The sequence below is a fragment of the Propionivibrio dicarboxylicus genome (assembly GCF_900099695.1).
Lineage (GTDB): Bacteria > Pseudomonadota > Gammaproteobacteria > Burkholderiales > Rhodocyclaceae > Propionivibrio > Propionivibrio dicarboxylicus.
The window spans coordinates 225,973-252,358 of the sequence record NZ_FNCY01000003.1; the positions used below are offsets into that span (position 1 = coordinate 225,973).

Annotated in this window: 23 protein-coding genes and 1 tRNA gene; 4 read left to right on the forward strand and 20 right to left on the reverse strand. The window is 63.2% G+C overall.

From position 1 onward, the window contains the following. The first annotated feature begins 14 nt into the window (after positions 1 to 14). The 3 genes from ileS to ispH are packed head-to-tail and all read left to right on the forward strand — an operon-like array spanning position 15 to position 4,255. Positions 15 to 2,813 (forward strand): isoleucine--tRNA ligase, encoded by a 2,799-nt coding sequence (gene ileS, locus BLR25_RS06100; RefSeq protein ID WP_091935319.1) that lies wholly within the window; start codon positions 15 to 17, stop codon positions 2,811 to 2,813. After that, complete coding sequence (gene lspA, locus BLR25_RS06105; RefSeq protein ID WP_245715484.1) at positions 2,800 to 3,291, forward strand: signal peptidase II; 492 nt, start codon at positions 2,800 to 2,802, stop codon at positions 3,289 to 3,291. The genes ileS and lspA overlap by 14 nt, the downstream gene beginning before the upstream one ends. A 31-nt stretch (positions 3,292 to 3,322) precedes the next feature. Beyond that, positions 3,323 to 4,255, forward strand: coding sequence for a 4-hydroxy-3-methylbut-2-enyl diphosphate reductase (gene ispH, locus BLR25_RS06110; RefSeq protein WP_091935321.1), 933 nt, complete (start codon positions 3,323 to 3,325; stop codon positions 4,253 to 4,255). A gap of 20 nt (positions 4,256 to 4,275) precedes the next feature. Here the strand turns inward: ispH and BLR25_RS06115 are convergent, their stop codons facing one another. The 18 genes from BLR25_RS06115 to BLR25_RS06200 form a co-directional block, all read right to left on the reverse strand. Continuing rightward, entirely contained in the window at positions 4,276 to 4,944 is a 669-nt protein-coding gene (locus BLR25_RS06115) for an energy transducer TonB (RefSeq protein WP_091935323.1), read from the reverse strand. A gap of 10 nt (positions 4,945 to 4,954) precedes the next feature. After that, positions 4,955 to 10,123: a PilC/PilY family type IV pilus protein gene (locus tag BLR25_RS06120; protein WP_091935326.1), complete on the reverse strand. Its 5,169-nt coding sequence runs from the start codon at positions 10,121 to 10,123 to the stop codon at positions 4,955 to 4,957. A 21-nt stretch (positions 10,124 to 10,144) separates the two neighbouring features. Continuing rightward, complete coding sequence (locus tag BLR25_RS06125) at positions 10,145 to 10,759, reverse strand: pilus assembly PilX family protein (RefSeq protein WP_091935328.1); 615 nt, start codon at positions 10,757 to 10,759, stop codon at positions 10,145 to 10,147. Next, complete coding sequence (locus BLR25_RS06130; RefSeq protein WP_176785767.1) at positions 10,753 to 11,907, reverse strand: PilW family protein; 1,155 nt, start codon at positions 11,905 to 11,907, stop codon at positions 10,753 to 10,755. The genes BLR25_RS06125 and BLR25_RS06130 overlap by 7 nt, the downstream gene beginning before the upstream one ends. Positions 11,908 to 11,923: 16 nt before the next feature. Next, on the reverse strand, positions 11,924 to 12,346 hold the full coding sequence (locus BLR25_RS06135; protein WP_091935335.1) for a prepilin-type N-terminal cleavage/methylation domain-containing protein: 423 nt from the start codon (positions 12,344 to 12,346) through the stop codon (positions 11,924 to 11,926). Between the two features lie 10 nt (positions 12,347 to 12,356). Next, positions 12,357 to 12,899: a GspH/FimT family pseudopilin gene (locus BLR25_RS06140; protein ID WP_091935339.1), complete on the reverse strand. Its 543-nt coding sequence runs from the start codon at positions 12,897 to 12,899 to the stop codon at positions 12,357 to 12,359. Beyond that, the gene (locus BLR25_RS06145; RefSeq protein WP_091935343.1) at positions 12,893 to 13,324 is read right to left on the reverse strand and encodes a type IV pilin protein; all 432 of its coding nucleotides are present in this window, start codon (positions 13,322 to 13,324) and stop codon (positions 12,893 to 12,895) included. Before BLR25_RS06145 ends, BLR25_RS06140 begins: the two co-directional genes overlap by 7 nt. A 154-nt stretch (positions 13,325 to 13,478) precedes the next feature. After that, on the reverse strand, positions 13,479 to 15,104 hold the full coding sequence (locus BLR25_RS06150; RefSeq protein WP_091935348.1) for a methyl-accepting chemotaxis protein: 1,626 nt from the start codon (positions 15,102 to 15,104) through the stop codon (positions 13,479 to 13,481). Positions 15,105 to 15,293: 189 nt separating this feature from the next. Further along, on the reverse strand, positions 15,294 to 16,895 hold the full coding sequence (locus BLR25_RS06155) for a GGDEF domain-containing protein (RefSeq protein ID WP_091935351.1): 1,602 nt from the start codon (positions 16,893 to 16,895) through the stop codon (positions 15,294 to 15,296). Positions 16,896 to 17,149: 254 nt separating this feature from the next. After that, positions 17,150 to 17,599 (reverse strand): YaiI/YqxD family protein, encoded by a 450-nt coding sequence (locus BLR25_RS06160; protein ID WP_091935354.1) that lies wholly within the window; start codon positions 17,597 to 17,599, stop codon positions 17,150 to 17,152. A gap of 69 nt (positions 17,600 to 17,668) precedes the next feature. Continuing rightward, positions 17,669 to 18,286 carry a PAQR family membrane homeostasis protein TrhA gene (gene trhA, locus BLR25_RS06165; protein WP_091935357.1) on the reverse strand — a complete coding sequence of 206 codons (618 nt, stop codon included), beginning with the start codon at positions 18,284 to 18,286 and terminating at the stop codon, positions 17,669 to 17,671. Positions 18,287 to 18,310: 24 nt separating this feature from the next. Beyond that, a complete protein-coding gene (infA, locus tag BLR25_RS06170) occupies positions 18,311 to 18,571 on the reverse strand; it encodes a translation initiation factor IF-1 (protein WP_091935360.1) in 261 nt (86 codons plus the stop codon). 95 nt (positions 18,572 to 18,666) lie between these two features. Beyond that, positions 18,667 to 18,870: a transcription antiterminator/RNA stability regulator CspE gene (gene cspE, locus BLR25_RS06175; protein WP_091935362.1), complete on the reverse strand. Its 204-nt coding sequence runs from the start codon at positions 18,868 to 18,870 to the stop codon at positions 18,667 to 18,669. 320 nt (positions 18,871 to 19,190) lie between these two features. Further along, positions 19,191 to 19,266 (reverse strand) — tRNA-Thr (locus tag BLR25_RS06180). Between the two features lie 114 nt (positions 19,267 to 19,380). Next, a complete protein-coding gene (locus BLR25_RS06185; RefSeq protein WP_091935365.1) occupies positions 19,381 to 20,325 on the reverse strand; it encodes an amidohydrolase family protein in 945 nt (314 codons plus the stop codon). Between the two features lie 14 nt (positions 20,326 to 20,339). Continuing rightward, on the reverse strand, positions 20,340 to 21,326 hold the full coding sequence (locus tag BLR25_RS06190) for a TRAP transporter substrate-binding protein (protein ID WP_091935368.1): 987 nt from the start codon (positions 21,324 to 21,326) through the stop codon (positions 20,340 to 20,342). Between the two features lie 79 nt (positions 21,327 to 21,405). Continuing rightward, entirely contained in the window at positions 21,406 to 22,425 is a 1,020-nt protein-coding gene (locus BLR25_RS06195) for a TRAP transporter substrate-binding protein (RefSeq protein ID WP_218122645.1), read from the reverse strand. A 38-nt stretch (positions 22,426 to 22,463) separates the two neighbouring features. After that, entirely contained in the window at positions 22,464 to 23,438 is a 975-nt protein-coding gene (locus tag BLR25_RS06200) for an amidohydrolase family protein (RefSeq protein ID WP_091935371.1), read from the reverse strand. Between the two features lie 159 nt (positions 23,439 to 23,597). Here BLR25_RS06200 and BLR25_RS06205 point away from each other — a divergent pair, with 159 nt between their 5' ends. Beyond that, positions 23,598 to 24,548 (forward strand): LysR family transcriptional regulator, encoded by a 951-nt coding sequence (locus BLR25_RS06205; protein ID WP_091935374.1) that lies wholly within the window; start codon positions 23,598 to 23,600, stop codon positions 24,546 to 24,548. A 21-nt stretch (positions 24,549 to 24,569) separates the two neighbouring features. On the opposite strand, the gene BLR25_RS06210 is transcribed toward BLR25_RS06205, so the two are convergent. Then, a complete protein-coding gene (locus BLR25_RS06210; protein ID WP_091935377.1) occupies positions 24,570 to 25,856 on the reverse strand; it encodes an N-acetylmuramoyl-L-alanine amidase in 1,287 nt (428 codons plus the stop codon). Further along, complete coding sequence (tsaE, locus tag BLR25_RS06215; protein ID WP_091935381.1) at positions 25,778 to 26,353, reverse strand: tRNA (adenosine(37)-N6)-threonylcarbamoyltransferase complex ATPase subunit type 1 TsaE; 576 nt, start codon at positions 26,351 to 26,353, stop codon at positions 25,778 to 25,780. The genes BLR25_RS06210 and tsaE overlap by 79 nt, the downstream gene beginning before the upstream one ends. Positions 26,354 to 26,386 lie beyond the last annotated feature (33 nt).

Consider the following 26,386-nt stretch of genomic DNA (forward strand, 5'->3'; position numbering starts at 1 on the left):
ACCGAGACACCGCCATGGCTGACTACAAGAACACCCTGAATCTGACCGACACGTCGTTCCCGATGCGCGGCGACCTCGCCAAGCGCGAGCCGCAATGGGTCAAGGACTGGCAGGACAAGCAGCTCTACGAGAAGATCCGCAAAGCGGCTCAGGGCCGTCCGCGCTTCGTCCTGCACGACGGCCCGCCCTATGCCAACGGCGACATCCACATCGGCCACGCGGTGAACAAGATCCTCAAGGACATCATCGTCCGCTCGAAGACGCTGGCCGGCTACGACGCGCCCTATGTCCCCGGCTGGGACTGCCACGGCTTGCCGATCGAGCACCAGATCGAGAAGCTGCATGGCAAGCACATCCCTGGCGACAAGGTGCGCGAACTCTGCCGCGCCTTCGCGGGCGAGCAGGTCAATCGCCAGAAGAAGGACTTCATCCGCCTCGGCGTGCTCGGCGAATGGGACAATCCCTACCTGACGCTGGCCTTCAAGACCGAAGCCGACGAAATCCGCGCGCTCGGCAAGATCCTTGAGAAGGGTTACCTCTACCAGGGCCTGAAGCCGGTCAACTGGTGTCTCGACTGCGGCTCGGCGCTGGCCGAGGCCGAGGTCGAATACGAGGACAAGAGCTCGCACGCCATCGACGTCGCCTTCGAAGTGCATCCGAACCACGCCGAAAAAGTCGCCAAGATCTTCGGCCTGACGCACCTGCGCGGCCCGGCCTTCGCCGTCATCTGGACGACGACGCCCTGGACGCTGCCGGCCAACGAGGCGGTCAGCGCCCATCCCGAATTCATCTACGACCTGATCGAAACGCCGAAGGGCGCGCTGATCCTCGTGCGCGAACTCGCCGAGGCCTGCCTCAAGCGCTACGGCTTCGAAGGCCAGGTCGTCGGCTCGGCCAACGGCCGCGCGCTCGAACACGTGCTGCTCAAGCACCCGTTCCAGGACCGCGATGTCGGCATCATCTGCGGCACGCACGTCACGCTCGAAGCCGGTACGGGCCTCGTCCATACGGCGCCGGCCCACGGTGCCGACGACTACCAGATCGGCAAGGTCTATGGCCTGCCGGTCAGCAACCCGGTCGACAACGACGGCCGCTTCGTCGCCAGCACGCCGGCGCTCTCGGTCTCACCGCTCGCCGGCAAGACCGTCTGGGAAGCCAACCCGCTGGTGCTGCAGGAACTCGACGCCCGTGGCCTGCTGCTCAAATCCGAGAAGATCACGCACAGCTACCCGCACTGCTGGCGGCACAAGACGCCGATCATCTTCCGTGCCACGACGCAGTGGTTCATCGGCATGGACCACAAGGACAAGGAAGACGCCGCGACGCTGCGCTGGATCGCCGAACGCGCCGTCGACGAGACGCAGTTCTTCCCGGCCTGGGGCCGCGCCCGCCTCGAAGCGATGATGAAGACGCGCCCCGACTGGTGCGTCTCGCGCCAACGCAACTGGGGCGTTCCGATTCCCTTCTTCCTGCACAAGGAGACCGGCGCGCTGCATCCGCGCACGCCGGAGCTGATCGAACAGGTCGCGCTGCGCGTCGAACAGGCCGGCATCGAGGCCTGGTTCTCGCTCGACGCCAAGGAATTGCTCGGCGACGAAGCCGACCAGTACCGCAAGATGAAGGACACGCTCGACGTCTGGTTCGACTCCGGCGTCACCCACCTCTCGGTCATGCGCGGCTCGCACGTCGACGCCTGCGCCTATCCCGCCGACCTCTACCTCGAAGGCTCCGACCAGCACCGCGGCTGGTTCCAGAGTTCGCTGCTGACCGGCTGCGCCATTGACGGCCGCGCCCCCTACAAGGCGCTGCTAACGCACGGCTTCGTCGTCGACGGCAAGGGCCGCAAGATGTCGAAGTCGATGGGCAACGTCATCGCCCCGCAGAAGGTCTCGGACACGCTCGGCGCCGACATCCTGCGCCTGTGGACGGCGGCCACCGACTACTCGGGCGAACTGTCGATCTCCGACGAAATCCTGAAGCGCGTCGTCGAGGCCTATCGCCGCATCCGTAACACGCTGCGCTTCCTGCTCGCCAACACCTCCGACTTCGATGCCACGAAGGATCTGCTGCCGCCGGCGCAATGGCTCGAAATCGACCGCTACGCGCTGGCCATGACGCGTGAATTGCAGGCGCAATGCGAGACCGAGTACGGCAAGTACGAATTCCACCGCGTCGTCCAGGCGCTGCAGACCTATTGCTCCGAAGACCTCGGCGGTTTCTACCTCGATATCCTCAAGGACCGGCTGTACACCACCGCCGCCGGCTCGGCCGCCCGCCGCTCGGCGCAGAGCGCGCTGTGGCACATCGCCCAGACGCTCGTCAAACTGATGGCGCCGATCCTCTCCTTCACCGCCGAAGAGGCCTGGGCGACGATGAGCGGCAAGACCGACGACTCGATCATGCTGCACACCTGGCAGGCGCTGCCGGCGCTCGACGGCGAAGCGGCACTGATCGAGAAATGGAACGCGATCCGCGCCACCCGCGCCGAGGTCACCCGCGCGCTTGAGGAACTGCGCATCGCCGGGAAGATCGGTTCCTCGCTGCAGGCTGAAGTCACGCTCCAGGCCGACGGCGAGAAATATGCGCAACTCGCCTCGCTCGGCGACGACCTGCGCTTCGTCTTCATCTGCTCGAAGACGACGCTCGTCCGCGGCGCCGAAGAAAAGGTCGACTGCGCGCCGCTCACTCACGCCAAGTGCGAACGCTGCTGGCATGTGCGCGAGGACGTCGGCGCCAACCCGGCACACCCGGATCTCTGCGGCCGCTGCGTCAGCAACCTGCACGGTGAGGGCGAAGCGCGTGCCTGCGCGTAACGCCCGTCCCTGGCTGGCCCTGGCCGGGGGCGTCATCGCCCTCGACCAGTTGAGCAAATGGGTCGTCCTCGGCGCCCTGCATTTCGGCGAGACGCGCTATGTCGCGCCGTTCTGGAACTGGGTGCTGACCTTCAATCCCGGCGCCGCCTTCAGCTTCCTTTCCGATGCTGGCGGCTGGCAGCGCTGGTTCTTCACCGCCCTGTCGTTCGGTGTCTCGGCCTGGATCGTCGTCATGCTCCGCCGTCACCACCGTGAGACGGGCCTGTCGCTGGCGCTGGCGCTGGTCCTCGGCGGCGCGATCGGTAACGTCATCGACCGCATCCGCTTCGGCGCCGTCGTCGACTTCATCCAGTGGCATGCCGCCGGCTACTACTGGCCGGCCTTCAACGTCGCCGACTCGGCCATCACGCTCGGCGCGGTGCTGCTCGTCTGGGATCAGTGGCGCCGGAAACCGGACGACGCCGACGCGGTCCAATAGGCCTCGTCCCGACCTTCCCCACGGATTTCCCATGCACGTCATCCTTGCCAATCCCCGCGGCTTCTGCGCCGGCGTCGAACGCGCCATCGCCATCGTCGAGCGCGCCATCGAGAAGTTCGGCGCACCGATCTACGTGCGCCACGAAGTCGTGCACAACCGTTTCGTCTGCGACAACCTGCGCGCCAAGGGTGCGATCTTCGTCGAGGAACTCGACGAAGTGCCGGCCGGCCAGACCGTCATTTTCAGCGCCCACGGTGTGCCCAAGAGCGTGCGCGAGGATGCCGAACGGCGCGGCCTGCGCGTTTTCGACGCCACCTGCCCGCTGGTTACCAAGGTCCACAACCAGGTCGCCCGCCTGCACCGCGACGACTACGAAATTGTCATGATCGGCCACAAGGGCCACCCCGAGGTCGAAGGCACGATGGGGCAAAGTACCGGCCGCATGCATCTGGTCGAAACGGCCGAGGAGGTCGCCGCGCTGAGCGTCACCACGCCCGACCGCCTGGCCTACGTGACGCAGACGACGCTCTCCGTCGACGACGCCGAGCGCGTCATCGCCGCCCTCAAGACCCGTTTCCCTTCCATCGTCGGCCCCAAGCGCGACGACATCTGCTACGCGACGCAGAATCGCCAGGACGCCGTCAAGGCGCTCGCCCAGACCACCGACCTCGTGCTCGTCGTCGGCTCGCGCAACAGTTCGAACTCCAACCGCCTGCGCGAAGTCGCCCGGCTGAACGGCACCGATGCGCACCTCATCGACGATGCCAGACAGATCGACCGCGCCTGGCTGGCCGATGTCAAACGCATCGGTGTGACGGCCGGGGCATCGGCCCCCGAAGTGCTCGTCCAGCAGGTCATCACGACGCTCGCGGCCGAAGGTAGCACAGGCGTCGAGCAGCTGATCGGCGCCGAGGAAAACGTCACCTTCGCCTTGCCGAAAGAACTGCAGGGCGACGCCGGGTAAGACGCCCGCCCCGCTGGCGGCTAACGCCTGAGCCGTGCGCGCGGTGGCGGCGGCGCGTATTGCAACTCGCCCTTGAGCCGCGCATGCACGCTCGCCCCATGACGGATTGCCGGCGTGAAGGGCTGCCGCAACAGTGCTTCCTCAAGACTGGCGACCAGCACCGCCGGCAGATCGGTATCGAGCACATCGACGCGGCCGACGCGGCCGACGTCGTCAATCCACAATTCGACGACGAGACGCCCCGGCGTCAGCGCTTCCTGCCCCCCCGACGCCGAAGCAGCCAGCGTCGACAGTTCGGTCAGCGGATACGGCGGCACATCGACTTCGGCGTGCAGGTAATAGGTCGGATCGATCGCGACGACGCCGGCCGGCACGTCGCGCATTGCCGGCGGCAGAGCACTTCCCGGTGCGGGCGCATCGGCATCGTCGGACGACGGCACGGACGCCGTCAGCGGCACCGGCGATGTCGATGTCGAGATTTGCGCAGGCGGCGTCTTCCGGACTGGCGAGCCCATGTTTTTCGCCATCGCCATGGCAATCGTCGCATCCAGTGGCAGCGGCGCCGCACGGCTGAAACCGGCGAAAGCGTCACCGCGCGGCAAGCCCTGCCAGACGAGCAGGGCGAGCGCATGCACGAGCAGCGACGCCAGCACTGCCACGCTCAGCGGTTGACGCTCGCTCTGACGCACGACCGCCCGCCTATTCGATCAACTGTCGCCAGGACACGCGTCGCGGCACCGTCGCCGCGCTGCCGATGCCGACGTCGCGCACATCGGTCGTCGTGTCGCCGAGCCGGGTAATACTGCGTACGGCGCCGCCGTCGAGCTGGACGATGACCGGCCGCGTCGCCAGCGCGTTGGCGATCTTGACGCCGCCAAACCCGGAAATCGGCGCCCCGGAACGGTAGTCGAGGTTATAGATGAAGCTCTGGCCGGCCGAGGAACAGGCCGTGCCGGTCGGCTGGTTGGTCGTAAACACCAGCGTCCCGAGCACCAGCGCCGGATCGGTATAAGAGCGTTCACCGTTGTCGGGGAAGTCGAGATACCAACCGGCGGCGCTGGCGAGGTTCACCGAGTTCTGGCTGACCAGACGGTTCTGGTTGCTATCGATCGTCACCGTCTGGGCGATGAAGGTCGCCGTACCGCCGCGCACCGCGCCCCAGCCGGTCGCCGTCAGCGGGTCCTTGACGGCATAGAAGGACTGCTTGTTGTTGGTCGGCGAACTCTGCTGCGCCGCATCCGAGCGATCGCTGTCGCCGAGGAAGCGACCGGTCCCGACCAGCACCAACGCGACGCCGTTGCTGTCGCCAAGCTCCGGACGCTCGGTCACCGGCTGCAGCGTCCCGGCCGGCCCGGAGAACACTGCCAGGCGCAAGGCTTCGTAGCCCGACGGACTGATCGTGTCGTTGACGTCGAAACGCCAGAGATTGCCGAAGAGATCGCCGCCGTAGACGCGCCGGACGGTATTGTCGGTATCGGGCGAATCGACCCAGGCAGCGATCTTGGCGAGCCCGCTCGGACACGGCGCCGTCGTACACACACCGGAAATCGCCGAATTGCTGCCGACCCCCGTGGCGATCTTGCGGATGATCGCGCCGGTCTGCGGGTTGAGGACATACAAATAACCGCCGCCGTCGCCCGGCGTCGTGTTGTTGTAGCCCGACGTCACGAGTACCGCCCAGGTGCCATCGGCGAGCTTGGTGACGACCGGGTTGCCGTAGCTGTAACCCAGGTCGCAATCGTCGCTGGCGCCGACCGCCGCCGCGAGCGTCGCGGCGCAGGACGTCGTCCGCCGCTTGAACTCCCAGAGCGCTTTCGGCTGCGTCGGATCGGTGATGTCGAGCGCATAGAAGCCGGCGCCGCCGGCGGCGAGCCCGCCGATCAGCAAGGTCTTCCAGCTGCCGCCGAAATAGGCATAGTCGACCACCGGCGTGCCGTCGAGGAGGAAGCGGTGATCGTTCTTGTAATTCATCGACGCAAGTTTGTAGAGATTCGGCAGCACCATGCTCGGCAGGTAGGCCCAGCTCTCCTGCCCGGTCGTCGCGTTGACGGCGTGCAGCATGCCGTCATTGGCGGCGACATACACCATGCCCGGATTGCTGGCCTGTGACGCCTTGAAGGTACTGAAACCGCTGTCGGAATAATTGGCCAGCGGCTGCTTCACATACACCGCTTCGGACGACACGATGTCGCCCAAGGCGTGCGTGCGCAGACGGTAGTAGATCGGCCGGGCGGCGGCGGTATTGTCGGTGCGGTCCTCGTAGCCGGTCTGCCCGCGCAGGAAGCGGATCAGCTTGTCGCCGGCCGCGTCGGCCTGCTCGCTCGATGACAGACAATTACGAATGGTCGGATCGCCGACGATGGTGTAGGTCGTCGTCGCGCAGAACTGCGGCAGCGAGGCCATCGCCGTCGACGAGAAATACGCCTGCTCGGCGGTCGTCAGGTTGCCCCAGACGAAGGGTTTCAACTGGCTCGGGTAGGTACTCGTCTCGGTCGAGAAGGTATAGATCGTGCGCGTGTCGGTCGTCGCCGTCACCTTCGTATCGAGCAGCGGCTGCGCGTTCCAGTCGATCACCGGCGTCGGCGGCGTGCCCGAGGTGATGATGTTGCCGGTTGCCACGTCGATCTGCAGGCGCTGCAACTCGCTCGTCCATTCGCTCGTCTTGAAGTCCGAGCTGAACAGGAAATTGTCGCCGGTCGTGATGTTCGGGTTGCTGGTCGTCGCGGCAGCGGCATCGCCAAGCTTGGCCGAAATGCTGGCCAGCGCGCCGGACAGTCCGGCCGCGAGCGCCGCCGGGTCGCCGGCGCTGAAGTACTGGCCGCGCCCGTTGACCGCAGCATGCCAGAGGTCATCGACGTTGGCCTGGGAATCGCTGGACGGTGTCGGCCAGTTGCAGGTCGTCCCCGACGACTGCCAGGTGCAGCTCGTCGACGAGGCTGTCGCACCGGCGGCAACGTCCTGGTAGTCGCCGCTGCTCGCGCTCGAATAATTCGACTGGAATTTCATGTAGCCGTCGATCCCGAGTCCGAGCGTGTAGGTCGTCATGCGCTGAATGTTGTTGGTATAAGTGCCGTTGGCCGAATCGTAATCGCCGGTACCGACGTCGACGCCGTTGTTCATCGAACCGGCAACGCGCAGGTCGGTGTTGTAGTAGTAGTGCGCGACGTCGGCCAGCGTGTCGGACACGCCACCCGAGGTCGCCACCGTCGTCGCCGTCGTCCCGGCGGTCGGTCCGGTTGTCGACAGCGTCGTCACCGTCGCTGTGCCGCTCGTCGTCGTATTTGTCGCCGTGATCGCTGCCGATGACGTTCCGGCAGCGGTCGGCGTCGCCATGCAGGTCGAGGTCGACGAGGCCGTCGTCCAGCTGGTTCCAGCGCCCGGCGCGCCGGTATCGCTCGTCGTCGACAGGGTGTTGCTGACCGTCGCCGTCGAGGTCGCGGCCGTGCTGTTGGTATTCGAGGTGACGACACCATTGATCGTCACCACGGTATTGTTGTAGGTCGAGGTCTGGTCGGTGACGATCACCAGCGAACCGACCGCGACCTGGTTATAGGTCTGCGTCGCCGTCGTCACCGTCGTGCCGGTGTTGCTGGACGTCGTCCCGCGCCGGCAGACGTAGAGCGAGTTGCCCGAATACACCGCATTACACGAACTCGTCCCGGCCGTCGAATTATTCGGATAGAGACACCATTCGACGCCGGCGCCGTCGGTGACACAGCCGAGATCGACCCCCCCCGGCGTGGCGGTCGAGTTGCTGGTGCCGCGACAGGCATAGGCCTTCGGACTGGTGCCGGCGCCACTCGTACAGTTGGTGCCCTTGCTGGTATTCGCCTCCATGCACCAGGTGCGCGTGGCGTTAGCCGAGTTCTTGCTGTTGTCCTGAGCGCAACTGCCGGCCGCCGCCGGCACCGAAATCGCACAGCTGGCACCCTGCGTGACGACGGTCCGCGTCCAGGTGGACGTCTGCGTCGCGCTCTGCACCGACTGCTGCCGGACGACCGTCGTATAGGGTGTCACCGCCGTCACCGTCGCCGTCGCGCCGTCCGAATACGGCCGCCCGGCGCCGCCGTCGCTGTTGCCGATCGCCGTCGTCCGGTCGAGCCGGCAGCCCTGGCCGTTCCGGCCCGAACAACCGCTGTCGTTGCCGGTATTCCAGTAACCGTCGGTCGACAGGATGGTGAAATTCTTCTGGCATGAATACTGGACCGGATCGACAACCGTCGAGCCATTGAGCGAGACGCCGTTCAGGCTGCCACCATAGATCAGGCCCGCCGTCGACAAAGCCGAACGCAGCGGCGTGCCGTTGCTCGGATCGGCGGCGAACAGCTTGGCGTACCAGGAACTCTTCTGGCCGCTGTCGAAGGTGGCGACGTTGAGGAAGGAATTGCTGGCATTCGCGTCAATCGACAGGTAACCGACGCGGAAATTGTCGGAAACGCCCTGAAACGCGAGGCTCGTCGCCGACTTCATCATCTGCATCCGCGTCCGGTAGTAGGTGTACCAGTTGGCGAAATTGGTCATTTCCTCGGCATAGGTACAGGTCGAACCGGCACAGTCGGAGCGCGCGCTGGCCTTCGTCGACGAACCCGGATACGGATAACTGTTGTTCGTCGATACGATGTCGACACGCTGGAAGCTGCCCGGCACCGGCTTCTTGCCGTTGAAACTGCCGCTGCCGGCGATCGTCATCGTCGTCGTCCCGGACCCGTTGCTCTGGACCGGCGTCACCGACCCGTTCGCCGCCGTCGCCGCATACGGTGCATAGATCAGGAAGGTGCAGGTGCGCGTGCCGCTGCTCGTCGCACAGCGTTTCGCCGTCGCCATATAACCGTTGGCGAGATTGTTGATGATCGCCTGCGCCACGGTATCGACGTCGTTCGACGCGGTCGTCGCCGTACTCAGGAGCGCCGCCCCCGTAGCAACGGTAATGCCGGTTACCGTTGCCGCCTTGTTGCTCGATGCCGTCGAACTGCCGCTGACTGAAAAGCTGATGAAATTGCTCGTATCGCCCGACTTGAAGATCATCGGATAGCGCGGATACTGAAAGGTATCGTTCTTCAGCGCCTGACAGGTCGTCAGCGCCGTGTCGCTGCACCAACGCAGCTTGGCCGGCACCGTGTAGGAACCGGTCGCCGCCGAGGCCACCGTGCAGTTGGTCTGCTTGTCCGAATCGCAGTACTCGCCGGGAACGATGACGTAGTAATAGGCATTGCCTGAAATCGCATGGAAGCTCGCGTAGCTCGAATTCGGCAGCAGGTAGTTCGAGGTATTCCTGAAACAGCTGGTGTAATTGGTATCGGTACACCACTCGCCGTCGGGATAGCCGGCAACAAGATCGACGACCTTGGTCGATGCGTGCTGAATGCCATAAGCATCGAGCTTGACGGACGTCCAGGCCGAGGTATTGGCCGAGGTCTGGCTATCCTTGCTGGTGCCATCGGCATTGACCGGCGGGACATAGCGGATGGCCGGGTTGTAATAGATCCGGTTGAAGTCGCTCGTCATGAACGGCACATCGCCGCGCATGGTGCCGAAGGTCGTCGCCGATCCCGACATCCACATGCAGGCATCGCTCGACCCGGAACGGTTGCGGCAGCAGGCAGAGCCGGAGTTCGAGGTACTGACCGTGCCATCCGACTTCTTGCAGTAATAGTCGTTGGCCCAGTCGGGCAGGAAGTCCCAGTTCATACTGCCCGAATCGTCGAGGATGAACATCAGGTTCGGCTTGACTGCCGTCGCGTTGTTTTCCGAGGTCACCATCGGCGAGGTGGCGATATCGGTGGACGCGCCATAGGCCGCCACGCCGGCCAGGGTGACGATGATCGCCGCCAGCCGGCGTCCCCATGAAAAAATCCAGCTCTCACGCATTTCCGTTCCTCTCAACCCACGCTAGAGCGCGATGATCGCCTGCACGAAACTCACCGTGTTCTTCTTGCCTTGAATGCGCACGGTGATTCGGTAATAGACCTGCGACGAAGCCTGGAAGCGGGTCGCGCCGGCTCGCTTGGCATAACCGCCGGAACTCGCCACCGACGGTGTCTCGATGCAGTTGGCGCCGACACCGGTCATCGCCGCCGTGCCGGCACACAGGCGATGAATGAAATACGACACCGTGTTACCGCTCGCATCCTCGGCAAGCGTCACTGCGTTGGCCGCGAGGCTCGCCGCCCAGAACTGCTCCCAGGTCTGCCCGGCAGCCGGTTGGTCGGTGGCATTGCCACCGTTCGACTTGTAACCGGCCGGACAGGTCGATACCGCGTTGCCGGTCGCGCCGCAGGTCAGGGTCAGGACGTTCGCCGTCGATAACCAGTTGAGCGCCGTTTCAACGCCGACATCGCCCGAATAGGTGGCGCTCTGGCGGAAACTGAGATTGCCGGCAACCAGCGTCGTCGTGTCGAGCGAGCGGATCATCGCGATCGCGCCAAGCGTCATGATGACCAGCATGACCAGCGTCACGATCAGCGCCATGCCGCGCTGGCGCGGCGAATTGGACCGGATCAGCATCCCGATTGCCCTCCCAGCCAGACGACGTTGCGCACCGGCACGATGGTCTCGAACACCTTGTAGCGGTAGCGCTGGCTCGGCACCGTGAACACCGGCCCGGCGGTCAGCGGCACGCCCGAGACATTGGCAACGACCGACGGCCACAAGGTGATCGTTGCCGGACTGACATTGGCGCCGTCGCGAGCGATCTCGGCGCTGCGCGAGACGAGCGCCACGCGCAGCGTCGCGATCCGCGTCCAGTCGCAGGCGATCGACGGCACTGTGGCACCGGCATCGGGCGACGGACAGGTCGGCGCGGCGACGGTCAGGTGCGAGCGACAGTAGGCATCGACATGCATGTCGGGCGTCGCCGTCGTATCCCAGCCGTACTGGGCGCGCAGGCCGACGATGTTGCTGGCGATCGGCACCCAGACGGTGGTGTCGCTGACGCGCGAGGCGTCGGCACAGTTTGTCGTCCAGAAATCGCAGACCGTCAGGTTGCCGGAACGGATCGCATAGACGCGCATGACCATGCCACCAGCGCCGAGGTTGAAGACATTCGTCGTATTGGCGGCATAGGTCGCGCCGGTCGAGGCCTGATCGACTGTGATCGACGGATTTGCTACGGCCGTGATCTGCCCGACGGTGCAGTTTTGTCCGGCCTGGGCGACAAGGACGAAATCGCCGAGATTGAAGCCGGTGACGTTCTTGCCAAAGGAATACGTGGTCGTCCCGCTGACCCCACTGATCGGCACGCCCTCGGGCGTGGCGATCGTATTGCCGTACATCACGGCGATGATGTCGGAACCAGCGTCACCCGGCGGAATGCCCAGCGGATTCGTCGCGGCGCCCGCCGCCGTGCCGTCGGGAATGATCATCACCGGCATATAACGCCGGCCGTTGAAGGAACGGCTCGACTGCAAGGTGCAGTAGAAGGCGTCGAGTGCGGCAAGACCGTAGCCGCCGAGGCGGATGTCGGTCTCGAGCGAATACATGGCGATGGCGCCACTGCTCTGCGCCTCGGCGCTGCCGGAATTGCCCTTCTTCTGGGCGTCGTAGAACAGCGCGAACTGGGCCATCAGCAGCGCCGTGATCAGGCCGATGGTGACGCCGACCATCAACTCGACGAGCGAAACACCCTGTTGTGCAAAGCGGAAACGACGCCTCACCTGAATTCTCCCTGGGCTATTGCAACTGAGTGATCGTCGCATGCTGGTGGAATGGCGTCCCGGCAGCGGCGCCGGGCAGTTGCCAGAAGATCGTGATCGTCACCTGGTTGTTGGCGCCAAACACCACCGTCGGCGGTTGCGCGGCCGCATTCGGCAGGCCGCCGTTGGCCGCGGTGATGACGTCTGCCTGCCAGGCGAGGTAACGCGGACCGTTCGGCGACGCAAAATTGGTCGCCAGGTTCGTCTTGTCCTCGGCCCACATCTGGGCGATCAGCTGATTGGTGAACATCGACGCCTCGACGCGATACTGCGCATCGGTCGTCTCCTTGATCACCACCGCCTGCAGCGCGACCAGGCCGAGGATGCCCAGCGAGAAGATCAGGATGGCGATCAGCGCCTCGATCAGCAGGAATCCGGATTCGCTCTTTTTTTGCCACATGCGTAGGCTCCTAGCACCCCTGCGGCGTGCCTGACATCGACGGCGCCGGATCGCACATCCGAATGAGGCCGCCGACGCTGATCTCGACACGGAAACAATTGCGCGGCCCGCTGCCGGTGCAATCGACGCCGACGCTATCGACCGCCGAGAGCACGACGGGAACGCCCGGCGCCCCGGCCGCCATGCGCCCGAGCCCGTTGAAGGCGATCGAATACGGCAGTGCCGATGCCGGCTGGGTCACCGTAATCGACGCCGAACGCGAGCCCTCGCCGCTAGGTCGCGACTGGATCGCAGCACCCAGCGCGTCGGTGATTGCCCAACCGTTGCCGCCGTTCAGCGTCAGCGTCACCGTCGCGTTGCGCTTGATCGCCTCCGATCGCGCCAGTTGCAGGCCATGCAGCGCCGCCTCGGCGGCATTGCGTACTTCGAGCTTGAGAATCCAGTCGTTGTAGCTCGGCATGCCGACACTGACCAGAATCGCGATCACCGCCACGGTGATCATCAATTCGACGAGCGTAAATCCGCCGCTCCCGCGCACGCTGCGAATCAGCATGACCCGCCTTTATCGCGCACCCAGCAACTGGCGCTGCTCGTCCAACCGGACGGTACGGTCGGCGTCGACCGGGTATTGGCCTGGTCGATCTCGAAGCGGAACCCCCCGGTACCCTGGGCTGTGACGCCGTCCGCGCGCACGACGTAGCTGTCGGCGAGCAAGGTCGGACACGAATAGGTGAAGTACTGCGCGTCGTTCGGCAAGGGCGCGACCGTGCCGGCGGCGCAAGCGCCGAGATACGTGCGCTGGTCCTGATAGTACTGCTCAAGGCGCGTGCGCACTTCGGCCAGTTTCGCCCGCGGCTCCGACAGCTTGCCGCGCAACACGTAGTCCGAATAGTTCGGATAGACGATCGCCGCCAGAATCCCGATGATAACGACGACCACCATCAGCTCGATCAGTGAAAACCCCCGATTGCGTTCCATAGACCCTCCTTGACAGCTTGCATTCAAGCGCAGGGCGCGTCATTTGACCAGCCCCGGACGATCGGCGGTCGATTTTCGTCCTCAAGCGGAAACGACGCGGCCCGGCCGCCTCACCGGGCGACCGGGCCGCAATACCGGGCAAGAGCGCCGGAGGCTACAACCGATAGGCGCTGACGATGCGTTGCATCTCGTTGGCGAGGTGATCGAGATCGGTCGCCACCTGGGCGCTGTGATCGGCTGCGGCGCTGCTTTCCTCCGACATCTGCGCAATCCGCTCGACCTGCTGCGCGATCGTCGTCATCGCCGACGCCTGTTCCCGGATCGCCGAGGTAATTTCCTCGACCATTTCGACCGCGCTGCGGCTGCCCTGGCCGATCTGATTGATCGCCTCGCTCGCCTTCTGGGCCGACTCGACGCCGAGGCTCACCTCAGTGACCACGCTTTCCATGCTCACCGCCGCGTCGCTGGCGCCCGAGCGCATCGACGCGATCGTCGCCGAAATTTCCTGCGTCGACGCCGCCGTGCGCTCGGCCAGCTTGCGCACCTCATCGGCGACCACGGCGAAGCCGCGGCCCTGCTCGCCGGCACGCGCCGCCTCGATCGCCGCATTGAGCGCCAGGAGATTGGTCTGATCGGCGACTTCCTTGATCACGGCGACGACATTCGAAATCTGCTGGCTGCTATCGACAAGTTCGCGAATCCGCTCGGCCGCCTGATTGACGGTCTCCGAGATATTGTTGATATCATGAACGGTCTTGCCGATGATCGTCTCGCCCGACGACGCCAGTTGGCCGGACTCGGTCGAAATGCGGTCGGCCTCGTGCGCCCGGTCACCGACGTGATTGATGCTCACCGTCATCTCCTCGACCGTCGCCGCCATATTCGACGCCGATTCGCTCTGCTGGTGCGAGGCGACCGCCACCTGCCCCGATGTCGTCGACATCTGGCTGGCGGACTGGGCCACCGTCTGCGAATGCGTCAGGATCGTCTTGAGGTTGCCCTGGAGCTTGTCGAGCAGCCGATTGAGCGCCTGCGCCGTCACGCCGATTTCATCTTCCCGCAGAATCCTGACCCGCTGCGTGAAATCGAGATTGGCTTCCACCTGCGTCACGCTGTCGCGAATCAGGCTGAGCGAACCGCGGATATTGACGAGCATGAAATAGCCCATGACGACGATGGCCGCCACGGCCGCAACGATCGAGGCAATCGACCACTTGATCGCCGATGACACGGAATCGACGACTTCGTTGGCATAGCTACCCGCCATGTTCTCGTTAAAGGCGACATGCTTGTCGAGTGCTTCGGCGGCCTCGATCGCCATCGGGCGCATCTCGTTTCTGAGCACGGCCAGCGCCGCATTCGTTTCGTTCTTGCGCGACAGCGGCAGCAATTTCTCATGGAACGCCGTCAGATAACGTGAGACTGCCTGCCGGTCAGCCTCCAGCAACTTCTTGTCCTCGTCGTTCGAGAGCATCGACTCGTACTTTTTCAGATCACCATTCACGCTGGCGACCAGCTGTTCGATGCTTTTCTCGACCGCAGCCATGCCGGCGTCGTCGGTCGTCAATACATGCGCATAGGCGTTGACACGTATCTGCTGAAAGGAATTGCGCGCGTTGCCAAGCGTCTTGATGCTGGCAAGACTGTCGTCGCGCACCTGCGTCACGCCACGCTGTCCGTGCAAGGCCGCCGACAGGCCCACCGCCCCGACGATCAGCAGGGCAATCACCGAACAGATGATCAGGAACACGATACGCTTCGAGATGGTGATGGTTTTCATGATGACGAGCCTTAGGTTGTATGTTCCGGATATACGTTCGCCGGTATTGGATCGTTCCAGAGGGAAAATGTTCAGTGCCGGAAACAATCCATGCCCCCCGAACCGGACACACCGCACCACCTCCGGCAATCCAGGGGGAACTACTCGTTTATCTTAACGGCCGAACGTCCGATTGCAAGGCGCCCGCGATCAGTAGCGCAGATCGAAACTCGTTTCGTAGGTGCACACCTGATTGCGCCCCTGGTGCTTGGCGTCGTACAAGGCCTTGTCGGCCCGCGCCAGCAAGGCGTCGATATTCTCCGCCGCGTCCTTGAAGGCGGTGACGCCGATCGACACCGTGATTTTCAGCGGCACGCCGTGGTCGAGCGGGATTTCTCCGAACTCGATCGTCCGCCGCAGACGCTCGGCCACCTCGAAGGCCTGAACCAGCCCGGTTCTGGGCAGCACAATGGCGAATTCCTCGCCGCCGTAACGCCCGGCGATATCCACTTCGCGGAGCAGCCCGCGGAGAATGCTGCCGAGTTGTTGCAGGGCCTGATCGCCGACCTGGTGACCATAGGTGTCGTTCACCTGCTTGAAGTAATCGATATCGAGCATCAGCACCGACAGCTGCGTGTCATAGCGCGCGGCATTCGCCAACTCGCGTTCGGTCAGGGCCATGAAATGGCGACGCGAGAACACCCCGGTCAAGGGATCGACCTGCACCAGGTGCTCGAGCTCGTGTTCAATCCGCTTCTGTTCGGTGACGTCATGGATAACGCCGAACACCGTGCGCCGACCAGGATCGAATTCGGCGTTTGACTGGATTTCCTTGATTTCGCCGGTATCGACGGCGCGTATCCTGAATTCGACATTGAAAGGATGGCCGTGCTGGACGAGCGCCGCCATCGCCGTTTCGATCGGCGCCTCGTATCCCGGAAGCAACATCCGCCTGAACGCAGCTTCGTCAATTTCCTCCGGCGGCAGTCCGAAAATCCTCGCGGCGCCGACCGAATGCGTCATGACGCGCGTATCGGGATTGAACTCCCAGTTGCCTGTTTTCGATGCCAATTCGGCGCGCGCCAGGCGTTCGACATTATCCCGCATCGCCATCTCGGTCTCCTGACGCCGCCGCACATCGACCAGGAGATCATGGAGCAGGCGCCGGTTGACCAGCAAGATGAAGCTGAAGGTCAGCGCGATCAGCAATGTTTGCGTGCCGACGTACATGAAAAGGTCGTAAGCGCTCGCCAGAAAGAAATTCGGCCCCGGCGGATTGAAAAAATAGAAGACGAGCCGCCCGGAAAACAGCAGCGCATAACACGCCATGACAAACGCCAGTGTCTGCGCGCCGAAACGTCGATCTGCCGGCGTCCGGAATACCAGCCACACGCACTCGATGCTCAACCAGCTGAGGAACACCGAATAATTGACGCTACGCCAGAGCAGGCTCGGTACGGCATAGGTGAAATAGGCGTGGATCAGGAGAAAGACCGCCTGCAGGGCGAGGTCGTGCCGGAACGATTGCGGGCGATCGAGATGCCGCGCCACCCCCCGCAACAGCAGCACGAACCCGGAAGTGATCAGCCAGGCGGGGATCAGGATCGACACGGTGTCGGGCAGGATGCCGCGCGCCAGGATCAAGGGAAATGCCAGCAACTGGAAAATCAGGCTGAGGAACCACTGCCCTATCGCCGCAAAACGCTCCCGGTTATTCCACCAGACGATGGCCATGACCAGCACACAGAGCATCATGCTGATCACATTGGTCGTCAGCAGGGTTCTTAGATCGAGCAGTTGGGAAAGCGTCATGCGTGGGAATACACGGGAAAGCCAAAGAAGACGATGTTCAGGACAAGCACCGACGGCCGTCAGTAGTGGCAGGAGCAAAGGCCAAGACCGACGTCCTCGCTATTCTACGACCAGACCGCCCCCCGTCAAAACGCTCCCTTGCACACCGCCATTCTCCTTGGCCGCCTACGCGTTTGGCATCATACGGACAGCATCCTGATTCGCTTCAGGACGCCACCAGACGCTCTGGCGGCATGACCTGAAAACACAGCAAGTCACTTCTGGCGCTTTGCCAGAAGCCGGTCCAATTGGTTGGCAAACGCCTGTCGATCCGCATTCGAGAGCGCCGATGGCCCTCCGGTCTCGACGCCGCTGCTGCGAAGACCGTCGAGGAAATTGCGCAGCGTCAGGCGTTCCTGAATGTTGCCGGCATCGAGCAACTCACCGCGCGGATCGATGACCACCGCGCCCTGGGCGATGACCTGGGCAGCCAGCGGAATATCGGCGGTGATGACGATGTCTCCCGCAGCGGCCTCCTGAACGATGCGCTGATCCGCGACATCGAACCCGCCCGGCACTTGTACGGCCCTGATCCATGGAGAAGGCGGCACCCGCAGCATCTGGTTGGCCACCAGGGTGGTCGGCACCTGGGCGCGATTGGCTGCGCGAAAGAGGATTTCCTTGATGACGACCGGACACGCATCGGCATCGACCCAGATTTTCATGGACGCTCGTCTCCGAGGGAATTCATGGCGTCCCGAAAACGAACAGGCGCACCGCCGTCACCGAAAAATTCAAAGGACATAGCGCGCGATGGCAAGATAGTGCAGCGCGCTGCCGCCAATGACAAACAGATGCCAGATGCCGTGCCAATGGGCGAATCTCTCGTCGTAAAGATAGAAGACAACCCCGGCGGTATAGACCACGCCACCGGCGGCGACCCAGGCGAAGCCGCTGAGGGAAAGCGCCTCGATCAGGGGAACGGTGGCAATGACGGCAAGCCAACCCATCAGCAGATAAATGACCAGCGAAAGCTTGCGCGCGCCCTTGCCCAACCAGAACTCCTGGGCGATACCGATGATCGCCAGGATCCAGACCGCGGCGAAGAGCGACCAGCCCCACGACCCCTGCAGGCTGACGAGCGTGAAGGGCGTGTAGGTTCCGGCGATCAGCAGGTAGATCGATTGGTGATCGAGCTTGCGGAATATCTGCTTGAGGCGGCCACGCGTGCTGTGGTACAGCGTCGAAAAGCTGTAGAGCAGAACCAGCGTCGAACCATAGATTGCGAAACTGACGATTTTCCAGACATTGCCGGTCAGCGATCCGAGCACCACCAGCACAATGCTCCCCAACAGGGCCAGCATGGCACCCGCCAGATGGCTGTAGCCGTTGAACCGTTCGCCGTAGTACATCGTCAGTTTCTCCCGGTCACGCTCCTAAAATCGGCGCCGCTGAGGCCTTGAAGCCTGAGGTCTCGACTCAAGGTGCCTGAAGTTGATTCGTCCCTTGCTGAGATCATACGGGGAAATCTCGACCGAAACCTTGTCTCCGGCGATGATGCGGATGCTGTGCTTGCGCATCTTACCGGCAGTATAGGCAATCAGGGTATGCCCGTTCTCCAGCGTCACCAGAAAACGCGAATCCGGCATCACCTCGGCGACGACGCCCTGCATCTCGAGCAGTTCTTCCTTTGCCATGACTATTCCATTTTCATGCGAAGAAAAAAGGCCTGGATGACACCAGGCCTTGATCGACAGCCGGTTTTCAATCACCCGGCCGGAGTGATGCGAAATCAGGCGGGAAGCACGTTGCTGGCTTGAGCGCCTTTCTGTCCCTGGGTGATGTCGAAGGTCACCTTGTCGCCTTCCTTGAGGGTCTTGAAACCCTTGCCCTGAATCGCGGAAAAGTGAACGAACAGATCGTCACCGCCCTGGTCGGGGGTGATGAAGCCGAAGCCCTTGGAATCGTTGAACCACTTGACGGTACCTGTTGCCATGTCTTGAATCTCCAAAAAAATAAGGGGTTAAGTCACCCGGAATGAAGCGAAAATCAAGACGGCGAGGTAATCAGGGGAATTGCTCCGCAACACGGCGGGATGTAAAACCGACAAACGACTCTGACACTACTTGAAGAACGCAAGGCGTGACTATGCGCGATATCGCGAAAGATAGCAAATCTTGCGTAAAAACAAGGCAGGACTCGTTCGGCCTTCCGGCAGGTCGATGCTCGCTGATTAGCCGGTCGGCATGCAGGTTTCACGCCTCCCGGAAAGCAAAAAGGCCAATCCGATGGATTGGCCTAAGTGCTTGAGTTTGTTGGTGCCGCTGGGCGGAATCGAACTGCCGACCTTCGCATTACGAATGCGCTGCTCTACCGACTGAGCTACAGCGGCGACACAAGTAACCCTGTGACTGCGAGGCGCGCATTATAGCAACGAGACCGCGGGATGCAAAGCATTTTTCTTCCGCCGCATCCTGGCTCCTGCAAATGCGCGCCGAACCCGAATTCAGCCCCCGACCGCCGTCGCGACGGCGGCAAGCTCCATCCCGTAGAAGCGCAAGGCATTGTCATGCCACACGGCGGCGCTTGCCACCTCGTCGAGCGGCGCCAGCGCCTCGGCCATCGCCAGCACCAGCGTCGGATAGTCGATGCGCAGCCCGGCGACGGGGAAATTGCTGCCGAACATGCTGCGCTGCCAGCCGAAGATCGCCACCGCATCGCGCACCACCGGCAGATTGTCTTCCAGCCGCCAGGGACGGTCGCGCAGCCCCAACTCCGACAGCCGCACATGGACATTCGGTAAAGCCGCCAGCGCCTCCATGCCGCGCCGCCAGGCGTTCAGCCCGGCCGCACTGCGATCCCACGGCAAACCGGTGTGCTGCAGGACGACCGGCAAGGCCGGAAAATCGCGCAGCACCGCGGCCGCCTCTTCGAGATGCCAGAACGGAACGCGCAAATCCCAGGCGAGACCGTGCGCCTGCAAACGTGCCAGCGCGGCTGGCCAGCGCGCATCGAAGAGTGAGCCCGGCCTGTCGCGCACGCTGTCATCGGGACGACGCGATGTCACCGGCTTGAAACGGATCGACCGCACCAGCGGATACCGACAGTGCGCGTCGAGTTGCTCGTCGGCATCGTCAGCGAGCAGATCGACGTGCGCGACAACTGCATTGGGCAGGCCCGACGCCGCCGCCTGCGCGTGCACCCAGCGCGTCTCCTCGAGGGCGAGACGACGTTCGCATTCGGCTTCGATATGCACGGTCGCAACGACCGGCATACCGCCCCAGGCCGCGCGCAAATCGTCCGGCATGAAGTTGCGGCACAGCGGACGATAGTCGCCGAGAATGAAGGTCGACGCGTCATACGCTTCGGCCAGCCAGGGATAGTGGATCTGCGAGAGGTCCCAGATGTGATGGTGCGAATCGACGATCGCGCGCGGCAAGCGGAGAGTCATGACATCGGTTCCGTTCAGCGTGCCGCGTCGATCGACTTGATCAACTCGTCGCCGTTCTTCTCGATGAACATCTTGCGCGTCTCGTCACGTACCACCGTTCTGATGCTATTCACATCGGGTTTTTCATTGATCTGCATGCCATGCGAACGCAACTCGGCAAGCGCCGCTGCCTCGCCCTTGGCGTTGAGATCGCGCTGCAGGACGGCGGCACTCGCCGCTTCCTGCAAGATCACCTGCTGGTATTCGGGCGCCAGCGTGTCGAAGCGCTTCTTGTTCATGACGACAATCAAGCCGGTATAAGCATGCTTGGTCAACGACAGATATTTCTGCACCTCGTACATCTTGGTCGACAGCATGACGTTCGGGGGATTCTCGTGACCGTCGAGCGCCTTCGATTCGAGCGCGGCATAGACCTCGGCGAAAGGCATCGGTTGCGGCGCCGCGCCAAGCAACTGGAAGGCCTTGATGTGCGCCTGGTTCGGCGTCGTGCGCAGCTTCAGCCCCTTGATGTCCTCAGCATTATTAACGGGCCGGCGGCTGTTAGCGAGACTGCGATATCCAACTTCCCAGAACGCCAGCCCCTTCATCTGGAAAGGTTCAAGTTCGTTGAGCAGCGAGCGACCGATCGGCCCGTCGAGCACCTTGGCCACGTGGGTGTTGTTCTCGAACAGATAGGGCAGATCGAGCACGTTGAGCTTGGCGACGATGCCAGTGAAGAACGGGTTGCCCGAGGTCTCGATATCGATGGTGCCGCCGCGTACGCCGGCGATCATGGTGGCGTCATTGCCGAGCTGGTTGTTCGGGAACACCTGGATGTCGACCATGCCCTGCGTCCGCTCCTTGACCTTGCGGGCGAATTCAACGGCGGCGATGTGCTGCGAATCGCTGGTCGGGTGCGCATGGCCGAAGCGTAGCTTGACGGGCTGTGCCTGTCCCCAGGCCAGCGTTCCGGACAATCCCAAAAGCATGATACCGACCAGCCCTGCCAATTTGCTTTTCATCACGAGATCCCCTATCGAATGACTGCGACCGGAAAAACCGCCCGCGCTGCCGCGGGCGCTACATAACGATTTCCATGGTTCAGTTCGGCACCTTGGCGATCGCCGCGAAAAACTCCTTCGCCGTCTCCTCGCCGACAACCGCCTGATGTTTGGCGATGACCGGCAGCAGCTTCTCGCGCATGCGCTTGCGCTCGGCATCGGAAACATCATTGACCAGCATGCCTTCCTTGACGAGATCGGCACGCGCCTTGGCGTTCAGCTCGCGACTCACCTGGCGCTGGTAAAGCGTCGCCTCGCGCGCCGCGTCCTGCAACAGCGTGCGGTCGGCCGCGCTCAGCTTGTCCCAGAATTTCTTCGACGCGATCAATACCTGTGCGTCATAGGCGTGCCCGGTCGTCGACAGATACTTCTGCACGTCATAGAACTTCTGCGCCTGCACCACGGTGAAGGGATTCTCCTGCGCATCGACAGCCTTCGTCTCGAGCGCCGTATAAAGCTCGTTCACCGGCATCGGCACGGCATTGGCGCCAAGACCGTTGAACATGTCGATGTAGAGATTGTTCTGCATCGTGCGCACCTTGAGACCGGCCAGGTCCTCGGCCTTGACGATCGGGCGGCGGCTGTTGGTGAAATTGCGGAAGCCGTTTTCCCAGAAGGCGAGGCCGATCAGGTCACGTTCCGCAAGCTTGGCCAGCATGCCCTGGCCATAGGGACCGTCGAAAACGGCGTCGGCCTGTTTTTCATTGGCGAATGCGAAGGGCAAGCCGAAGACGCCGAATTCCTTGAGCAGATTGGCCAGCGTCGCCGTCGACGGCGCCGTGAATTCCTGGGTGCCGCCACGCAATGCCGCCTGCATCTGCTGGTCGCTGCCGAGTTGCGCGCCGGAATAGACCGTCACCTTGATGCGCCCGCCGCTTTTCTGCTCGACGATCTCGGCGAACTTGCGCGCCCCCAGCGTTTGCGGGTGGCTGTCGGGCAGCGAGGTGCCGAAGCGCGCCTTGATTTCCTGAGCGCCGGCAGACGGAGCGCCAAGGCAAAGACAGGCCAGCGCAATCGCCACGACGCTGAAGAGCGTCGAAATTTTCGGGTGTTTCATCATGCATTCCTCCTGGTGATGGTGAGTAACGACGAACGACGTCAACACAAGCCATAAAGCCCGACGGCGTTGTCGCAGAACAACGCTAGGCGCTGCTCGGGCGTCATCGCCCGCGTCAGCGTCTTGAAACCTGCCCATAAAGTGGCGAGATCGACAACCAGTCCATCGACCGGAAAATTGCTCGCGAACAGGCAACGGGCGACGCCGAAATCCTCGATCAGCGCGCGTACGACGAACGCCTGGTGCGCCGGCGTCCATGCTTCGCCGCGTACGCCGATGCCGGAAATCTTCATCCGCACGTTGTCGCACCGGGCCAGTTGCGCCATCGCCGCGCGCCATTGCCGCAAGGTGTCTTCATCGCGTGTTCCCGGCATGCCGGCGTGATTGACGACGATCGTCGTCTCAGGAAAATCGTTCGCCAATTCAACCATCTCGGCAACATGCCACCATGGCGCCTGCAATTCGAACATCAGCGATGCCGGCGCCAGGAGCGCGTAGCCGCGCCGCCAGCGCGGGCAGCGCATCGAACCGGGCACGCTCCAGTCGGCGCGAAACGCCTCGCGCGATGTCGTCCGGGGCTTATGACGAACGCTGCGGACGAAACCGCGCAAGGGCGCCTCGGCATAAAACTGCAGCACGGTGTCGACATCGTCGCGATCGAGCCAGATCTGCGCCGCCATCGCCTGCGGTTCGCCACTCGCATCGGCCAACGCACGCATCCAGCGCGCCTCGCCGACCGGATCGTCGGGCGTCCATTCACCCTCCATGACGACGTGGCGCATCACGCGGTGCCCGGCACAGGCCCGCGCATAGTCTTCCGGCATGAAGTCACGACAGATCGCCTCGTAGTCGCCATAGCGAAACGGAATGCGCGGCAATTCGGTCAGCCACGGATGCGGATTGCGCATTTCCCAATAGTGATGATGTGCATCGACGATCGGCAGCAACCGATCATCGCCGGAAACGAGAAAATCCTGTCGCGCCTGGGCGAGATCCGCCCTGATTCCACTCAGCATATCGCCTGTTCCTGGTTTGCCGCCGTCGGCGCCTTGACGTCCGTCGGCAGCAAAAGGGTTGCTTGTCGAACGCTCATGCTAGCAGCGCTAAAGTTCTCGAAAGAGTGAATTGTTTTGATATATTGATGCCAATAAGTTATCAACTTTTATGACCATCCCATGTCGACACCGAGCACCGAGCAACTCCTTAACCGCCTCCGGCTGCGGCAGGTGGCGCTGCTGCTGGCGATCAGCGAATTCAAGACCTTGAGGAATGCCGCGTCCAGATTGGGCATGACACAACCGGCGGCGAGCAAGATGCTGCGCGAACTTGAGGATGCCTTCGGCGAACCGCTGTTCGAGCGTATCGGGCGCGGCCTCAAGTTCACGGCGACCGGCGAAGCCGTGCTGACCGCATTCCGAGGACTGCGCAACGGCGTCGCCGGCCTGAGCCGGGAACTGCACGAACTCCCGCTCGGTGGCTCCGGCCGGCTGTTGATCGGCAGCATCAGCGCCACCTCGTCGTCGCCGCTCAGCGACGCGATCATCCGGTTGAAGCAGCGCTACCCGTTGCTCTCGGTCGAGATCCATGTCGATACCAGCGACCGTCTGGTCGAACTGCTGCGCGCCGGGAAACTTGACCTCGTCATTGGCCGCATGCCCGAACCGGGCAGCCGGGCCAGCCGCGACTGCGTCTTCCGGCCGATCGGCGAAGAGGCGCTGGCGCTCGTCTGCGCCTGCACCCATCCGGCAATGCGTGAAATCCAGAAGAAGAAAATCCGGTTCGAGGCGCTGCAAGACTATCCCTGGATATTCCCTTTGCATGGCAGCCCGCTGCGCGAGGTCATCGAGCAGGAATTCCAGAGCCACCACGTTCCCCTGCCACAGGGCCTGATCGAGACCTCGTCGTTCATGACAATTACTGGCCTCGTCGCACAGAGCGAGATGATCGCCGCCATCCCGAAATCGGTCGCTGCCGTCTTCACGCGCCACGGACTGCTGCGCAGCCTGCCTTACACCTTCACCAACAGTCTGTCGCCCTGGGGTAGCCTGATCTTCGCCGACCGCCCGGTGAGTCCGATCATGCAGACCACCCTCGACCTGCTGCACGCCGCCGATACAGGACGATAAACCCGCCGGCCGCGCGACGCCTCAGTCGAGCCGGGCCAGCCTCGACTTGGCCAGCGGCGGATTCTTGATGAAATACTTGCGAATCCCGGAAATGATCGCTTCGGCCATACGGTCCTGGTAAGCCTCGTCGTTGAGCCGACGCTCTTCCTCCGGATTCGAGATGAAGGCCGTTTCGATCAGGATCGACGGGATGTCCGGCGCCTTCAGCACGGCGAAGCCCGCCTGCTCGACGCTATCCTTGTGCAGACGGTTGATGCCGCCGATTTCGTTGAGCACCGCACGGCCGAGTTTGAGACTGTCGTTGATCGTCGCCGTTTGCGACAGATCGAGCAGCGTCTTCGCCAGGATCGGGTCTTTGGCACCAAGATTGACGCCGCCGATCAGATCGGCGGCATTCTCTCGCTGCGCCAGATAACGCGCCGCCGAACTCGACGCGCCGCTCTCCGACAGGGCAAACACCGAAGAACCATTGGCATCGGGACGCGTAAACGCATCGGCATGAATCGAGACGAAGAGATCGGACTGGATGCGGCGCGCCTTCTGCACCCGCATCTGCAGCGGCACGAAATAGTCGGTATCTCGCGTCAATACCGCGCGCATATTCGGCTCGGCGTCGATCTTCGCGCGCAAGCGATGCGCCACGGCCAGCGTGACGTGCTTTTCGTAGCTGCCGCCGCGTCCGACCGCGCCCGGATCCTCGCCGCCATGCCCGGGATCGAGCGTGATCGTCACCAGACGGTCGACCACCGGTTTGCCCTGCCGCGGCCGCTCGACGATCGTTTCCGGCTTCTGCTCGGCGGTCGTGCCGCCATAAAGCGATTCGCTCCGCTGGATCAGTTGCAACAGCGGATCGGGCGGATCGAGCGGATAGACGTCGAGCACCAGGCGATAACCGTATTCACCGACCGGCGGCAACACGAAGACCTGCGGTCGCACCTCGTTCTTGAGTTCCATGACCAGGCGCACGACACCGGGCTTGAAACGTCCGGCACGCAGCAACTTGATGTTCGGATCGTCCGGCGCGATCTTGCCGGCCATGCCATCGAGTACACCGTTGAACTCGACGCCCTCGAGATCGACGACCAGTCGATCCGGATTCTTGATCGTGAAATGCGTGAACTTCAGCGGATCGCTGTGCTCGATCGCGACACGTGTGTAATCCGCCGCCGGCCACACCCGCACGGCCAGAATGCCGTTGCCGCGCGACAAAGCGGCGCGACCGACCGGCGTTACCGAGAGGAGAAGGGCGGCACCGAGGGAACGAACAAGCTGGCGACGCCGGAACTGGATCGGAAACGGCTCAGACATTGCCGCCCGGCCTCGCTACGGGCGCGAAGTTCGAGGATGCGGCCGTCGGCCGGCGCATCGGGAAAGCGGAAGACCAATTCCACATCGGCGGGCGGCACGTAGCCACACGCCTTGGCCGGCCATTCGACCAGGCAGACAGCATCCGTGCGGAAGTATTCACCCAAGCCGGCATCGACAAACTCTTCTGGATCATTGAAACGATAAAAATCAAAGTGATACAAGTATAAGCTCGAAACTGCGTAAACTTCAACCAGCGTATAGGTCGGACTCTTGACCGGTCCGGCGTGACCGAGCGCGCGCAGCAGTGAACGCACCAACGTCGTCTTGCCGGCGCCAAGATCGCCGTCGAGCCAGAGAATCAGGCCAGGCGCCAGCAAGGGCGCGAGCGCTTGCCCGACCGCGATCGTCGCCGCCTCGTCCGGCAGACAGAGGCAGCAGTGCGCGTCCCCGGTGTCCGGACGCACATCCGGGCTATCATGCAGGCTATGCAAGATCATGGCTCCCAAAGAGAAAACAGCATCGAATCACGC

Bases quoted from the DNA above. Each gene is read 5' to 3' on its own strand.
- ileS (WP_091935319.1), top strand. From the start codon at position 15: ATGGCTGACTACAAGAACACCCTGAATCTGACCGACACGTCGTTCCCG.
- ispH (WP_091935321.1), top strand. From the start codon at position 3,323: ATGCACGTCATCCTTGCCAATCCCCGCGGCTTCTGCGCCGGCGTCGAA.
- BLR25_RS06120 (WP_091935326.1), bottom strand. From the start codon at position 10,123: ATGCGTGAGAGCTGGATTTTTTCATGGGGACGCCGGCTGGCGGCGATC.
- BLR25_RS06125 (WP_091935328.1), bottom strand. From the start codon at position 10,759: ATGCTGATCCGGTCCAATTCGCCGCGCCAGCGCGGCATGGCGCTGATC.
- BLR25_RS06135 (WP_091935335.1), bottom strand. From the start codon at position 12,346: ATGTGGCAAAAAAAGAGCGAATCCGGATTCCTGCTGATCGAGGCGCTG.
- BLR25_RS06140 (WP_091935339.1), bottom strand. From the start codon at position 12,899: ATGCTGATTCGCAGCGTGCGCGGGAGCGGCGGATTTACGCTCGTCGAA.
- BLR25_RS06145 (WP_091935343.1), bottom strand. From the start codon at position 13,324: ATGGAACGCAATCGGGGGTTTTCACTGATCGAGCTGATGGTGGTCGTC.
- BLR25_RS06150 (WP_091935348.1), bottom strand. From the start codon at position 15,104: ATGAAAACCATCACCATCTCGAAGCGTATCGTGTTCCTGATCATCTGT.
- BLR25_RS06155 (WP_091935351.1), bottom strand. From the start codon at position 16,895: ATGACGCTTTCCCAACTGCTCGATCTAAGAACCCTGCTGACGACCAAT.
- BLR25_RS06160 (WP_091935354.1), bottom strand. From the start codon at position 17,599: ATGAAAATCTGGGTCGATGCCGATGCGTGTCCGGTCGTCATCAAGGAA.
- trhA (WP_091935357.1), bottom strand. From the start codon at position 18,286: ATGTACTACGGCGAACGGTTCAACGGCTACAGCCATCTGGCGGGTGCC.
- infA (WP_091935360.1), bottom strand. From the start codon at position 18,571: ATGGCAAAGGAAGAACTGCTCGAGATGCAGGGCGTCGTCGCCGAGGTG.
- cspE (WP_091935362.1), bottom strand. From the start codon at position 18,870: ATGGCAACAGGTACCGTCAAGTGGTTCAACGATTCCAAGGGCTTCGGC.
- BLR25_RS06185 (WP_091935365.1), bottom strand. From the start codon at position 20,325: ATGACTCTCCGCTTGCCGCGCGCGATCGTCGATTCGCACCATCACATC.
- BLR25_RS06190 (WP_091935368.1), bottom strand. From the start codon at position 21,326: ATGAAAAGCAAATTGGCAGGGCTGGTCGGTATCATGCTTTTGGGATTG.
- BLR25_RS06195 (WP_218122645.1), bottom strand. From the start codon at position 22,425: ATGATGAAACACCCGAAAATTTCGACGCTCTTCAGCGTCGTGGCGATT.
- BLR25_RS06200 (WP_091935371.1), bottom strand. From the start codon at position 23,438: ATGCTGAGTGGAATCAGGGCGGATCTCGCCCAGGCGCGACAGGATTTT.
- BLR25_RS06205 (WP_091935374.1), top strand. From the start codon at position 23,598: ATGTCGACACCGAGCACCGAGCAACTCCTTAACCGCCTCCGGCTGCGG.
- BLR25_RS06210 (WP_091935377.1), bottom strand. From the start codon at position 25,856: ATGTCTGAGCCGTTTCCGATCCAGTTCCGGCGTCGCCAGCTTGTTCGT.
- tsaE (WP_091935381.1), bottom strand. From the start codon at position 26,353: ATGATCTTGCATAGCCTGCATGATAGCCCGGATGTGCGTCCGGACACC.